12 protein-coding genes are annotated in these 13,061 nt (G+C 63.0%); 3 read left to right on the top strand and 9 right to left on the bottom strand.

Annotated elements, in window-relative coordinates:
* Positions 1-361: 361 nt before the first annotated feature.
* The 9 genes from ACESL8_RS03010 to ACESL8_RS02970 all read right to left on the bottom strand — a co-directional run bounded on the left by ACESL8_RS03010 (position 362) and on the right by ACESL8_RS02970 (position 10,962).
* On the bottom strand, positions 362-1,738 hold the full coding sequence (locus ACESL8_RS03010) for a class II 3-deoxy-7-phosphoheptulonate synthase (RefSeq protein ID WP_372915811.1): 1,377 nt from the start codon (positions 1,736-1,738) through the stop codon (positions 362-364).
* A gap of 58 nt (positions 1,739-1,796) precedes the next feature.
* Entirely contained in the window at positions 1,797-3,137 is a 1,341-nt protein-coding gene (gene gorA, locus ACESL8_RS03005) for a glutathione-disulfide reductase (RefSeq protein WP_372915809.1), read from the bottom strand.
* Between the two features lie 71 nt (positions 3,138-3,208).
* The gene (locus ACESL8_RS03000) at positions 3,209-3,952 is read right to left on the bottom strand and encodes a DUF1294 domain-containing protein (protein WP_372915808.1); all 744 of its coding nucleotides are present in this window, start codon (positions 3,950-3,952) and stop codon (positions 3,209-3,211) included.
* Complete coding sequence (locus tag ACESL8_RS02995) at positions 3,937-4,689, bottom strand: thermonuclease family protein (protein ID WP_372915806.1); 753 nt, start codon at positions 4,687-4,689, stop codon at positions 3,937-3,939. Before ACESL8_RS02995 ends, ACESL8_RS03000 begins: the two co-directional genes overlap by 16 nt.
* A 523-nt stretch (positions 4,690-5,212) precedes the next feature.
* Positions 5,213-6,502, bottom strand: a complete 1,290-nt coding sequence (locus ACESL8_RS02990) for an adenylosuccinate synthase (protein WP_372915804.1) — start codon at positions 6,500-6,502, stop codon at positions 5,213-5,215.
* A 14-nt stretch (positions 6,503-6,516) separates the two neighbouring features.
* Positions 6,517-7,230, bottom strand: a complete 714-nt coding sequence (locus ACESL8_RS02985) for an SDR family NAD(P)-dependent oxidoreductase (protein ID WP_372915802.1) — start codon at positions 7,228-7,230, stop codon at positions 6,517-6,519.
* 8 nt (positions 7,231-7,238) lie between these two features.
* Positions 7,239-7,784, bottom strand: a complete 546-nt coding sequence (locus tag ACESL8_RS02980) for an AAA family ATPase (RefSeq protein WP_372915800.1) — start codon at positions 7,782-7,784, stop codon at positions 7,239-7,241.
* A complete protein-coding gene (gene pnuC, locus ACESL8_RS02975; protein ID WP_372915798.1) occupies positions 7,785-8,351 on the bottom strand; it encodes a nicotinamide riboside transporter PnuC in 567 nt (188 codons plus the stop codon).
* A 100-nt stretch (positions 8,352-8,451) separates the two neighbouring features.
* Entirely contained in the window at positions 8,452-10,962 is a 2,511-nt protein-coding gene (locus ACESL8_RS02970) for a TonB-dependent receptor (RefSeq protein ID WP_372915796.1), read from the bottom strand.
* A 231-nt stretch (positions 10,963-11,193) separates the two neighbouring features.
* On the opposite strand from ACESL8_RS02970, the gene ACESL8_RS02965 reads away from it, so the two are divergent.
* The 3 genes from ACESL8_RS02965 to ACESL8_RS02955 all read left to right on the top strand — a co-directional run.
* The gene (locus ACESL8_RS02965; protein WP_372915794.1) at positions 11,194-11,712 is read left to right on the top strand and encodes a GNAT family N-acetyltransferase; all 519 of its coding nucleotides are present in this window, start codon (positions 11,194-11,196) and stop codon (positions 11,710-11,712) included.
* A complete protein-coding gene (locus ACESL8_RS02960; RefSeq protein WP_372915792.1) occupies positions 11,712-12,692 on the top strand; it encodes a phosphotransferase family protein in 981 nt (326 codons plus the stop codon). The genes ACESL8_RS02965 and ACESL8_RS02960 overlap by 1 nt, the downstream gene beginning before the upstream one ends.
* The coding region (locus tag ACESL8_RS02955) for a DUF6285 domain-containing protein (protein ID WP_372915790.1) at positions 12,692-13,061 on the top strand (370 nt) is incomplete at its 3' end. The genes ACESL8_RS02960 and ACESL8_RS02955, both read left to right, overlap by 1 nt.

The raw sequence follows: 13,061 nt of genomic DNA, 5'->3' as shown, positions 1-13,061 counted from the left end.
GCGCACAACAAAATAATGAACACGGTGTTACGCAAAGCAACTAGTAACGAAGCCTTCACTTGCGTGTATGTCCATGCAAGAAATACGTTTCGTTAACCACCTGTATCAAAACACTGATACAACCGATGTGTTGTTGGCTTAGTCCGTATTGATGTGGAAAAAGTAAACGCCGCACACGTATCGTGCTGAACATTTATCAAGGCTAGTCGTTACAGGGCCAGCCGTTCTAAATAGTTGTCGGATTGTAACCATGGGCCATTTCGAGCCCCGGCCAAGCGGGTGGCGGTGGCGCAAACAGCAGCACACCCGGCCAGCCGTTCAGGGCTCGCCGGGTGTGGCCGATGCAACGATTCAGTGTGGGTTAGGCCGCTGCGGCCCGCGCCAGCGCATCGCGTTCAGCCTTGAGGGCTTCGGCAATAAGGAACGCCATCTCAAGGCTTTGGCTGGAATTTAGGCGCGGATCGCACTGAGTCTGATAGCGGGTGGCAAGGCCCTCGTCGGAAATGGCGATGGCACCCCCGGTGCATTCGGTCACGTCCTGTCCGGTCATCTCCAGGTGGATGCCGCCGGCATGGGTATTTTCCGCCCGGTGTACGGCGAAAAAGCCAGTCACTTCGGCAAGAATCCTGTCGAATGGACGGGTCTTGAGGCCGCCGGCGGCCTTGATCGTGTTGCCGTGCATCGGGTCACAACTCCACAAAACATTGCGGCCTTCACGGGCAACAGCGCGAATCAGACGCGGCAAATGAGCCTCCACCTTGTCGTGACCGAATCGGGTGATGAGGGTGATTCGGCCCGGGCGGTTCGCAGGATTGAGCGTGTCGAGCAGGCGAATCAGGTCGTCCGCTTCCAGACTGGGTCCGCATTTGAGGCCCAGGGGGTTACCCACGCCGCGCAGGAATTCGACATGGGCACTTCCCGCAAACCGCGTGCGGTCGCCGATCCACAGCATATGCGCCGACGTATCGTACCAATCGCCGGTCAGGCTGTCCTCGCGGGTCATCGCCTCTTCATAGCCCAGCAGCAGCGCTTCATGGCTGGTGAAAAAGCTGGTGCTTTTCAGTTGCGGTACGGTCTCGGGAGACAGGCCGATAGCAGCCATGAAATCGAGCGCTTCGCCGATGCGATCAGCCAGTTGGGCATATTGTACGGCCCAGGGCGAACGCGCGGCGAAATCCAGGTTCCATTTGTGAACCTGGTGCAGATTGGCATAGCCGCCCGACGCAAAGGCCCGCAGCAGATTGAGCGTGGCGGCCGATTGCATGTAGCCGCGGATCATGCGCTGCGGCTCGGGGGTGCGCGCGGCCGTGGTGAAGGCCATGTCGTTGACATTGTCGCCACGATAGCTGGGCAGCGACACGCCATCGATCTCTTCGAAGTCACCGGAGCGCGGCTTGGCAAACTGGCCGGCCATGCGTCCCACCTTCACCACCGGCATCTTGCTGGCGAAGGTCATCACCACTGCCATCTGCAGCAGCACGCGGAAGGTGTCGCGGATGGTGTTGGGATGGAAATCGGCAAAGCTTTCGGCGCAATCGCCGCCTTGGAGCAAAAACGCGTTGCCGGCAGCGACATCGGCCAGCCGGTCGGTCAGATCGCGGGCTTCCCCGGCAAATACCAGCGGCGGATAAGAACGCAGCTCAGTTTCCACCGCCCGCAGCGCGGTAGGATCCGGGTAGCTGGGTAATTGCCGAGCCTCGTGTGAGCGCCAGCTGTCGGGGGTCCAGGTGTTGGTCATCGCGGGGTGCTTTGCGGGATTATGTGCTGCGGTGCAAGGTTGGCAGGCCTGGCGCGGCCTACCGCATCAACACGAGTTCCTCGCTCATTGTGGGATGCAGCGCCATGGTGTCGTCGAACTGGGCCTTGGTCAGCCCGGCCTTCACGGCGATGGCAACGGCTTGCAGGATTTCCGGCGCATCCGGGCCGATCATGTGGGCGCCGACCACTCGATCGGTCGCAGCATCAACGACCAGCTTGTAGAGCGCGCGTTCGGTGCGCCCGGCGAGCACGCTCTTCATCGGCCGGAAATCCGAGGTGAACACCCGCACCTGGCCGTAAGCGTTGCGGGCTTGGGCCTCCGTCATCCCGACGCTTCCCAAAGGCGGATTGGAGAACACGGCCGAGGGAATGGCGTTGTAATCCACCCGCCACGGGTTGCTGCCGAACTGGCGATCGGCAAAACTATGGCCTTCGCGGATCGCCACCGGGGTAAGCTGCACGCGGTCGGTCACGTCGCCGACGGCGAAGATGTTCTGCACATTGGTGCAGTTGTCTTCATCCACGGCGATGGCGCCCTTTTCGTTCAGAGCAACACCCACGCCCTCAAGGCCAAGATCTTCGACATTGGGCACGCGGCCCAGCGCCCACATCAACACATCGGTATCCATCGTCTTGCCGTCGGCGAAGTGCAGGCGCAGGCCATCGCTGATCTTTTCCACCCGCTCGAGGCGGCAGTTCAACTTGAAGTTCAGCCCCTTGGCCATGCTGATCTGCAGCAGGCGATCAGCCAACGCCGGTTCCCAGCCGCGCAGAATGGTCTCGCTGCGGTTTATCAAGGTCACGTCCACGCCAAGCGCATGGAATACGCCGGCAAATTCGGTCGCGATGTAACCGGCCCCGGCAATCACCACGCGCCCCGGCAATTCTGGCAGATGGAACACTTCGTTAGAGGTGATGCCGTATTCCGCACCCGGCACATCGGGCAGGTAGGGCCGCGCGCCGCTGGCAATCAGGATTTTGTCTGCTGTGTGGCGGGTGCCGGCCACGTCCACCGTGTGTGCATCAAGCAAGCGAGCATGGCCCAACAGCGTGGTGACGTCATTATTGTCGAGCGTGTTCTGATAAAGCTCGTTGAGCCGGTCCACCTCTGCCGCAACGTTATCACGCAGCGTGGGCCAGTCGAAGCGCTTGCCTTCGATGTGCCAGCCAAAGCGGCGGGCATCCACCAGATCTTCGGCAAAATGCGATCCGTACACCAGCAGCTTTTTAGGCACGCAGCCGCGGATCACGCAGGTGCCGCCAACGCGAAATTCCTCGGCCACGGCGACGCGGGCGCCGTGACCGGCGGCGATGCGACTGGCACGCACCCCGCCCGAACCGGCACCAATTACCAAAAGATCAAAATCATGGTTGCTCATGCCGCTCGCATAAGCCAGCGGGCGAGGCTGCGCCAATCGAAATAGCTTGTCACACTGAACGATGAAGCCAATCAGCCCGCCAGCCACCACCAGGCCGCGCCAATGGCGATGCCGGCTTGCATACCAGTGATCAGCAGCAAGGGCTGCTTGAAAATATCCTTTGCCGATTTGTGCCGCAGGCGGTGCATTGCCCACCATGCCGCCGGACTGCCGCCCAGTGCAGCCCAACCCAGCAGGGTGGATTCGGCGATGCGCTCCCGCGATCTGCCTGCGCTGGCGCGACGTTTGTCGGTGGCAAATAGCGCCCATGTGACCAGGTTGATCAAAACAAGGCCAAGCAAGGGGAAAAGCGTGATGCCGAAATCTGCTTTGGGCGCGGCCATGCGGGCAGGCGTGTCGTCCGGTACGATAACCGGCGGCGGTCCCAGTTCAGCGGCGATGACTGGTTGTTCCGAACGCTGCTGAGGTGGGGCTGGCGGCAGTTCAGAGGCGGCCTCGCCGATGCCGCAATCCAGCGACGCATAGCGCGGCACGGCTTGGCCGGCGGCAATCATCGCGCAACCGATGTTCACCCCATTGGCGGTGCAATTGACGATGCGCTGGTCGTAATTGTCAGTAGCTGCCTGCACGCACTGCAACACCTTGCCGGCAGTCAGGCTGCGCAGATAGTCGCGAGCAGCAAACGGATCGCCGTCAACGCAGACGCGGCCGCGGCGGCAGGCGCCGGGCATTTCGGGCGCGTCGATGCCCTCCAGCCGCATCGATCTTTTATCGGCAAAGGGCGGCGAGGCAAGCTGGCTCAGCCGGCAATCCACCACCAAAGCGCACCTGTCGCCAGCCCGATCTGGATGCCGGTGATGTTGAGCAGGCGGGGGAGTAATTGGTCTTGCTGGCGGCCGGCGTGGCGGGTCCACAACGCGGTCCAGGCCGCCGGTGACGCGCCCGCGGCAGCCAGTCCAAGAAACAGCCACGGACCAAGCTTGCCCATCGGTGCGCCCCAGCGGTGGCGCGAAGGCCAGCGTTCATGGGCCAGTTGCAGCAGGGCCAGATTGGCCATCGCCATCCACAGGCCGATCATCACCATCGCGCCGGCCACGGGCAGCGACCAGGGCGTTTGATGCAGCGGCAGCCTGGCTGCCGAAGCTGGCAGTGGATTGGCCGTGCTCAAATCGCTGATGTCCATCATTTCGCCCGGCCCGGCCGGCGCTGCCAGCGGCGTGTAGCGTGCTGATTGCAGCAAAACCGAGCGGCGTCGAATGGCCGTGCAGTTGCAATCGCCAGCGGTCTTGCTGAGGACGGCGTGGCCCGAAGCCAACATTGCGCAGGAAAGATCGATATCCTCGACCCGGCATCGTGCCAGGGTGCGGCCTTCGCCATCGGTCCCGGCAGCCTCGCAGGCCAGTGGCCGCCCCAAACTCAAGGCACGCAAGGCGTCGCGGGCGGCAAAGGGATCGCCAGGCGGGCAAGCCTCTGTTGCGCGGCATGTCGCCGGCATGGCCGGCGTATCGATGCCCATCAACCGGATCGCGCTTGGCTGATTCGCACAACGCACCGTGCTGGCGTTGTCGTGAATCGGTGCCAGGCACGTAAAACTGCCCAACATCGCCCCAGCAATGATACCCCCCGCAAACATTCCTGAACGCCAACACCCCAAGATTGCGTAACACGGCTCGGCTTCAAGCCACCGCTCACGGCGCATCGAATGTTTCAACCCCAACAGCGGTTCGTGGAACGAATAGCCGGCCCTGATTGCTGCGATCACCTGCGGTGCTGTTGGCCCGCGAGTTGCGTGCAGACAGCCACAGATGATCGCGACGGGCAGTGGGATTGCCGGTCACGCAGGCCCGCCCGGACCTGCAGTTGCCCGGCACCTCCGGTGCGTCGATGTCGTGCAGCCGCATCGCCCCGGCCATGTTGCAGACGGGGGCATAGCCTCCGCCGTGCTGGTCGGGCCTCGCTCTCAGGTGCTGCAGACACCGCAGGCGGTGCTGGCAGCAACCAGTGCGGCACAAAACATTCAACAATGATGATGAAATTTTACGGTATTGCAAGGATTTTGACAGATTAGACGCAAATCAATCGCGAAAGGGATCTTTCACGAGGATGGTGTCCTCACGCTCGGGCGACGTGGAAACCAGCGCCACCTGGCACTCGGTCAATTCCTCGATTCGGCGGATATACTTGATCGCCTGCGCCGGCAGCTCGGCCCAGCTGCGCGCGCCGGCCGTCGACTCGCTCCAGCCTTCGAAGGCTTCGTAGATGGGTTCAACCCGCGCCTGATCGGCGGGGTGCGCGGGCAGATGATCAAGCTCGCAGCCGTCAAGGCGGTAACCGGTGCAGATAATCACCGTGTCGAACCCATCGAGCACATCAAGCTTGGTGAGTGCCATCCCGGTGATACCGCCAACCGCGATGGCCTGGCGCACCAGCACGGCATCAAACCAGCCGCAGCGGCGCTTGCGGCCCGTCACCGTGCCGAATTCATGGCCGCGCTCCCCGAGCTTCTGCCCCACCGCATTATCCTGTTCGGTGGGGAAGGGGCCGCTGCCGACGCGGGTGGTATAGGCCTTGGTGATGCCCAGCACATAACCGGTTGCATCCGGGCCCATGCCGCTGCCGGCGGCAGCTTGGCCAGCGCCCACGTTCGCCGATGTGACAAAAGGCCAGGTGCCGTGATCGACATCGAGCAGCACGCCCTGCGCGCCTTCGAACAGGATGCGATCGCGGCGGGAACGGGCATCGCGCAGGCGTTTCCACACCGGCTGGATATACGGCAGCACCGACGGCGCAACATCAGCCAATTGCGCCTGCAATTCCTCGGCATCCACCGGCGCCACGCCAAAGCCGGTGCGCAGCGCATTGTGGTGCGCGAGCAGCCGTTCCAGCTGCGGGCCGATTTCGCCCAAATGCGCCAGATCGATCACTCGCAAGGCGCGGCGGCCCACCTTGTCTTCATAGGCCGGGCCAATTCCGCGCCGCGTGGTGCCGATCTTGCCGGCGCCCATCGCGTCTTCGCGCAGCGCATCCAGATCGCGGTGCAGCGGCAGAATCAAAGGGCAGGTTTCTGATACGAACAGATTATCAGGCGTGATCGACACGCCCATGCCGCCGATCCGGGCAACCTCGTCGCGGAAATGCCACGGATCGAACACCACGCCGTTGCCAATCACCGACAGCGTGCCGCGCACGATGCCCGATGGCAGCAGCGACAGCTTGTAGACCTTGTTGCCCACCACCAGCGTGTGGCCGGCATTGTGGCCGCCCTGGAAACGCACCACCACATCGGCGCGGGCCGACAGCCAATCGACGATCTTGCCCTTGCCTTCATCGCCCCACTGGGCGCCCACAACCGTGACGTTCGGCATGTCAGTCCTTTTGGTCAGCGCACATAACTGGCGCCGTTGATATCGATGGTTGCACCCGTAAGCGATGCTGGCGCGTCGCTGGCCAGCCAGCGAATGGTTTCGGCCACTTCCTCCGGCGTCGCGACACGGCCCAGCGGGATATCCGCCAACAGCTTGTCCCCGCCGCGGCTCGACAGATAGTCTTCGGCCATGCCGGTCATGGTGAAACCGGGCGTGATGGCAAAGGCCAGGATATTCTGGCCTGCATACGCGCGGGCAATAGTTTTGGTCATTGCCAGCATGCCGCCCTTGGCCGCTGCATAATGCCAATGTTTGGGCGAATCGCCCCTGTGGCCGGCGCGGCTGGCGACATTTACGATGCGGCCCCCACCGTTTCGTTGAAAATGCAGCACGGCATGGCGGCACAGATCGGCGGCGCTTTGCAGATTGATGGCGATGCTGCGCGCCCAAGTGGCGGCAAATCCGTCGGCGTCGCCGATCTCGGCCGCTTCAAACACGCCGGCGTTGTTGACCAGCACATCTATCCGCCGTTCACCCTTGGCGCCGGCGCGGTCCAACGCCTGCGCCCACAGCGCGTCGGCCGCACGGGGATGCGCGAAATCGGCCGCGATGAGGCCGCCGCCGCCGGCCGTCGATTGGCCAATCACAGTGTGGCCGGCCTGTTCCAGCAAGCTGCGCGCTGCAGCGCCAATGCCACGCGAAGCGCCGGTGAGGAGGATGTTTGCCATGGCCGCTCCTATGGCGCTGTCTGGGGCAGGCTGTCCAGCCGGTGGGTGAGGGCGGCGTGCACCTGGTTTTCACGCTGGTGCCAATTGCCCATGATCTGCACGGGTTCGATATTGCGCGCTGCCATCTCGTCTTCGATGGCGGCCTGGAACAACAGGCGGTCGCGGCCGACGAACTGGCGCGTGCCATCGGCCACCCACGGCGTATCGGGCGCAAACAGCAAATAGAGATCGGCGCTGGCCGGCAACGCTGACAGCTCAGCATCGCGGCGGCCATGCAGCATGCGGAACCAGGCCGCTGTCATCACCACGTCGGTATCCTCGATCAGCAGGCGTGGGCGTGTCGCCAGTAGCGCCGCGCGCCGCTGCGCATGGATGCGAGCAATGGAGCGCAGCGCTTCGGGTGTGAAATCGGTACCGATGGTTTCTGCGTGTTCGCGGCCGTATTCGGGGATCAGCACGCCGCCCAACCGCCGCGCCAGCCGCTCGGCCAGCCGCGTTTTGCCGGTCGATTCCACGCCGACAAAACACACATGGACAACGGCCCCCGCCACCACTCAGCCTACTCCCGCCCTGGGCCCCGCCTCATGCCACAGCCTCCAGCTCCAGATCGCACCGATCAAAAAGGCGACATACAGCGCCGCTGTGATCCACAGCGACTGGCTGGTATAAAGCCCGATCGACACGATGTTGATGCCCACCCACAGCGGCCAGCTTTCGAGCATGCGCAAATTGGTGAGCAGTTGCGCTCCCAGCGACCAGCCGGCCACTGCACCATCGGCAATCGGCGCTGCGGCATCGGTTTGTGCCAGCAGCAGCGCCAAAATCGTGCTGCCCGCCACGCCGCCGGCCAACACTATCGCCCAGCCACCGCGCGGCAGGCGGCGCACGGCCACCTGGCCGTCATCGGTTGGCACGCGCAGCCAGCTGATCAATCCATGCGCCTGCGCTGCAAAGAAGAAGATCTGCAATCCAGCCACGGCATACAGCCGGCTCTGCCAGAAAACCGCAGCCAAAATCGCCACCATTGCCATCCCGCACGGGTAGTTCCACACCGAACGCCGTGCCAGCAGCACGATGTTGGCCAGCCCAAACGCCGTTGCCAGGATTTCCCACGAATTCACCGGCGTTCTTAAGCCCATCACCGGCAAATTTTGCAAGCGGTGCAAACAGAAGGGGGCGCAGCCAGCGGCCGCGCCCCCCAAGGTTCAGCAAAGCCGAAGATCAGAAGCGATAGCGCACCAGGCCGCCGTAGGTGGCCGGCTGGTTGCGATAACCCGAAAGGGTGCCCGACTGTGCCACGCCCGGGAAGATGGTGGTGATCCAGGCTTCGTCGGTGATGTTGCGGCCCCACAGCGTGAAGTCCAACTTGTTGTTGAGCGCCAGCGTCACCGAGGCGTTGAGATTGTTCACCGTCCGGCGCAGCTGCACGGTGCCCTGAGCGATCTGCGTCGGGGCTTCGTGCTGGAAATCAACATGGAACAGCATCTTGTTCACATCGCCAAAGCGCAGCGTGTAGTCGGTGGCCAACGATACGGCATATTCTGGCGTACCGGCAGCGCGCTGGCCCGACAGGTCAAGCGGCACGGTGGCAAAGCTGCCGTTCACCAGCGCTGCACCGCCCGGAAAGCTGTCGAACTTCGCATCAAGATAAGTGAAGTTGGCAGTGAAGCGCAGATCGCGGGTCGGCGAGATCGAGGTATCAAGTTCAAAGCCGTTCACCGATTGCTGATCGGCATTGGCCAGAATGAAGCCGGTGCCAGAGAACACGTTGCTCTGGAATCCGGTCAGGATCTGGCGAAACGCTGCGAAATTAACGGCAAAACCTTCCCATTGGCCCTTGATGCCCAGTTCATACACGGTGGCATGTTCGGGGTTGGCAAAGCGCGAACCGGTCGAAAGGTTGACCGGCAAGTTGGCGCCCAGCGCGGTGCGGATCGGCGAAGCGGCCGGCGCCGGCGACTGTGCAGTCGAACCCGGGATGAACTGCGTCGCGAACGGGCTCGAATCAGCCGAAAGGTTGAACGAGCTGGCCTTGAAGCCGGTCGCATGGGTGCCATAGACGTTGATGTTGTCGTTGGCCTTCCAATTCAGGCGCAGCGTGTAGGCAAAATCGCTGTCGGTGGTGCGGCCATCTTCCACGGCGTTCGGGAAGTTGAGGAACGGCGGCAGAAACTGAAGCGCTTGCAGGCCGAGGAACGGGTTGAACCGAGGATTGGCAGCCAGCGTCGCTGGCACACCGGCGTTCACGCCGGCACGAACCAGATCGAGGCCGGAAAACACATCGGTGCTGCTGTTACGGGTGGTGACGCGCTTGGTGTCGCGGGTAAAGTTGCCGCCAGCCGTGAAGGTCAGATTTTCGAAGATGCTGTAATCAACGCTGCCGAACACCGAGATGGCACGGTTCTGATAATCATAATCTTCAAATCGGCCTTGGCCCTGGCCGCCGAACGCGCCCGCCGGGGTGCCGGGCAGCAACGCCCGCAGCGTCGGCTCCAGATTGGTGTAGGCGCCGCCCGAAAGCAGGCTGGCATAACCGCGGAAATCACGGCCAAAGGTCAGGGCGGCCTGCGCGTCGATGTTTTCATGGAAGTAGAAGGCGCCGAGCAGGAAGTTGATCGGGCCATCGAACTTGGATGCAATGCGGCCTTCAGCAGTGAAGGTGTCGATGGCGTTGCGGCCACGGTTGGCACCAATGATGTCGGCGCTGGTGAAGTCGCTATCGGCATTGGTATTCAGGCGCACACCGCGATAGGCACCGATGAAGGTCAAATCGAAATCGCCGGTCTTGGCATCGGCCTGGCCCGACACGCCAAAGTTGTCGATCTCGTTGCTGGAACCAAAATTGGTCGCCGAGGTGAGAGCCAGCGGCTGGTTGGAAATGATGCGGCCGCCCAGCGCCCGCACGGCATTGCCGGTGGGGCCATCGACGATGTTGACCACTGAGCAGCAGATTTCATCGATCTTGTCGTAATCGCCGATGATCCGCAGCTTGAAATCATCCGATGGCTTGAACAGCAGCTGGGCGCGCACGCCGCCGCGGTTGCGTTCATTTTCGTCGGTGTTCAGCGTAACGTTGCGCACATAACCATCACGCTTGTTGAAGTTGCCGGCGAGGCTGAAGGCGAGGGTTTCGCTGATCGGGCCGGTGATTTCGGCGCGGGCAACAACGGCGTTGTAGTTGCCATACGACAGTTCGGCCTGGCCGCCGAAATCAAATTTGGGCTCCGACGTGACGACCGAGATGATGCCGGCCGATGCGTTCTTGCCGAACAGCACCGATTGCGGGCCGCGCAGCACTTCGATGCGTTCCAGGCTGGGCAGATCGCCGATCTGGGCGGCGGAGCGGCTGCGATAGACACCATCGATGAACACGCCCACCGACGGTTCGATGCCGGCGTTGTTGGCGCCGTTGCCAAAGCCGCGGATGATGAAATTGGTGTTGGCCGAAGACTGCAACTGCGACACGCGCAGCGAAGGCACCAGCGTTTGCAGATCGAACGCGTCACGGATCTGAGCGGTTTCGATCGCAGCCTTGCCGGTGACGGAAACAGAAATCGGGGTGTCCAGCAGGGTCTTGGTCTGCTTGCTGGCAGTGACGATGATGATTTCGTCGTCGCGGTCGGCGGCGGCGGTTTGCGCGAAGGCGGGGGCAGCCAACGCGATCGGAGCAGCAACGCTCACAAGCAGTGCGGCACGCAGCGCCAAACGGCCTGCGGTTTCAAAAGTCGACATGCGATTCCTTCCCGATGCAGGGGTCGGCCTATCGAACTGCCGCACCCCAAAAGTGGCCCGTTCTCCGGGCGATGAGCGGTGGATTACAGAATAGCCATGTTTTTTCAAGCCTTCAGTTCAATCGGGAAAAGCGGGACGGCACAGTGTTGCAATTCGGCGGCACTCCGGCTTGCCGGACCGCAGGGGCCGTGCAAGGGAAAGAACGGTAACGGTTCGACAACGGATTTCAGCATGAACGACTGGGAAATCGAGACGGATCACTTGCTGATCCGGCCGATGACAAGCGGGGAAGCGGCCGATTGGCACCGCATCCGCAGCGCGGCGCCGTTTGATCCGCTGGATCGATCCGTGGAAGAAAGCATTGCGCTGATTGCCGCCATGCAAAGGCGTGCGGCTCCCGATTCAGACGGGTGGCAGCAATTCACGCTGTTGGACAAGACGGGCATCATGGTTGGTGATCTGGGCATCCGTTTTTCGCCGCCGTGGAATGCCACGGCTGAAATCGGATTTGCGCTGGATCCGCGGCGCCAGCGGCAGGGCCTTGCCGCACAGGCAGTGGAGGCAATGGCGCGCCGCCTGTTCCGCAATGGCCGCCGCCGGATCGTCGCCGTCACCGACCGGCGCAACCGCCCGGCCCAGCGCGTGCTGGAACGCTGCTGGTTTCGCGAAGAAGGCCGGTTTGTGGAAAGCTGGCGCGACGGCGATGCCTGGTACGACGAAATCAGCTATGCTCGCCTGGCCGCTGACTGATGATCGATCCGACGCCCGAAATCCTGTCGGCTCTGCTGAGCGGCGACGTGATGCGGGTGGAACAGTTGTCGGGCGGGGCGTCTTCGGCCACCTATGCTGTTGATGCTGTCGCTGATGATGGCAGCGTCCGCCCATTGATCCTGCAATGCGCCGCCACCGGCAGCGTGCCGGAAGGCGGGTTCCCGCGCGCCGATCAGGCCAAGTTGCAGCAATTTGCCCACGCTCACGGCCTGCCGGTCGCCGAAGTGGTGCGGGTGCTTGGCCCCGATGACGGCTTGGGCGAAGGTTTCATCATGGCCCGGCTGCCTGGCGAGGCGTTGGCACCGCGATGGCTGAAACTGCCCGAATATGCCCCGGCCCGCGCCGCGTTGACCGGGCAATGCGCCGCTGTGCTGGCGCGGCTGCACCGCTTGCCGCTTGCGGGTGTGGCCGGCTTGGCCCTGCCATCGGGCAGCACGGCCGAACTGCTGGCGCGGATGTTTACCAGTTATCGACGTTTCGGGGTGGATAGCCCAGTGTTTGATCTCGCCTTTGCCTGGCTGAAAGAACGCGTGGAAGATCGTCCGGCCACCACCATCGTTCACGGCGATTTCCGCTCCGGCAATTTCCTGGTGGCCCCCGAAGGCCTGGTGGCAGTGCTGGATTGGGAACTGGCGCATCTGGGCGATGGCCATGAAGATCTGGGCTGGTTGTGCTGCAACAGCTGGCGTTTTGGCGTGTTGCAGAACCCCGTTGGCGGCTTTGGCCAGCGCGATGAATTATACGCTGCTTACGAAGCGGCTGGCGGTGGCCCCGTTGATCGCGAGCGCGCCCGGCTTTGGGAAGTGTGGGGCACGCTGAAATGGGGCATCGCCTGCCTGCAACTGGGCGATGATCATGTTTCGGGCCGGCTGCGCAATGTCGAACGCGCCGCCATCGGCCGCCGCGTGTCGGAGGTGGAGCTTGACCTGATGCACCAGCTCAAATTCGGGAGCGTGTGATGGCCGAGCAGATCGAAGCCGCGACGTTGATCGAGGCCGTGCAGATGTTCCTGGCCGAACTGGAACCCGAACTGAAGGGCCGCCGGGCCTTTCATGCCAAGGTGGCGCAGAACGTGCTGGCCATCGTGGCACGCGAGCTGGCGCAAGCGCCGCAGGCGCGCGAACAGGCGTTGCTGGCTGGCGTACTGGCTGCCGTGCTGGATGATGATGCGCCCCTGGATGCGCTGCGCACCGACCTGTGTGAGCGCCTGCGCGCCGGCACGATGGGGGAGGAGACGCCGGGCCTGATCGATGCGTTACTGGCGGTGGCCGTTGGAAAATGTGCGGTGGATAATCCGCGCTATGCCACGTTCAGACGGCTGGCCGTCT

Origin of the sequence: Sandarakinorhabdus sp., from assembly GCF_041689835.1 — a bacterium.
GTDB lineage: Bacteria > Pseudomonadota > Alphaproteobacteria > Sphingomonadales > Sphingomonadaceae > Sandarakinorhabdus.
The sequence above is the reverse complement of the archived record's forward strand: the minus strand, read 5'-3'. Positions and strand labels throughout refer to the sequence as shown.

What these genes read in the sequence shown, in the direction of transcription:
- ACESL8_RS02970 (WP_372915796.1), bottom strand. Translation starts at nt 10,962, where the DNA reads ATGTCGACTTTTGAAACCGCAGGCCGTTTGGCGCTGCGTGCCGCACTG.
- ACESL8_RS02990 (WP_372915804.1), bottom strand. Translation starts at nt 6,502, where the DNA reads ATGCCGAACGTCACGGTTGTGGGCGCCCAGTGGGGCGATGAAGGCAAG.
- ACESL8_RS03010 (WP_372915811.1), bottom strand. Translation starts at nt 1,738, where the DNA reads ATGACCAACACCTGGACCCCCGACAGCTGGCGCTCACACGAGGCTCGG.
- ACESL8_RS02965 (WP_372915794.1), top strand. Translation starts at nt 11,194, where the DNA reads ATGAACGACTGGGAAATCGAGACGGATCACTTGCTGATCCGGCCGATG.
- gorA (WP_372915809.1), bottom strand. Translation starts at nt 3,137, where the DNA reads ATGAGCAACCATGATTTTGATCTTTTGGTAATTGGTGCCGGTTCGGGC.
- ACESL8_RS02985 (WP_372915802.1), bottom strand. Translation starts at nt 7,230, where the DNA reads ATGGCAAACATCCTCCTCACCGGCGCTTCGCGTGGCATTGGCGCTGCA.
- ACESL8_RS02960 (WP_372915792.1), top strand. Translation starts at nt 11,712, where the DNA reads ATGATCGATCCGACGCCCGAAATCCTGTCGGCTCTGCTGAGCGGCGAC.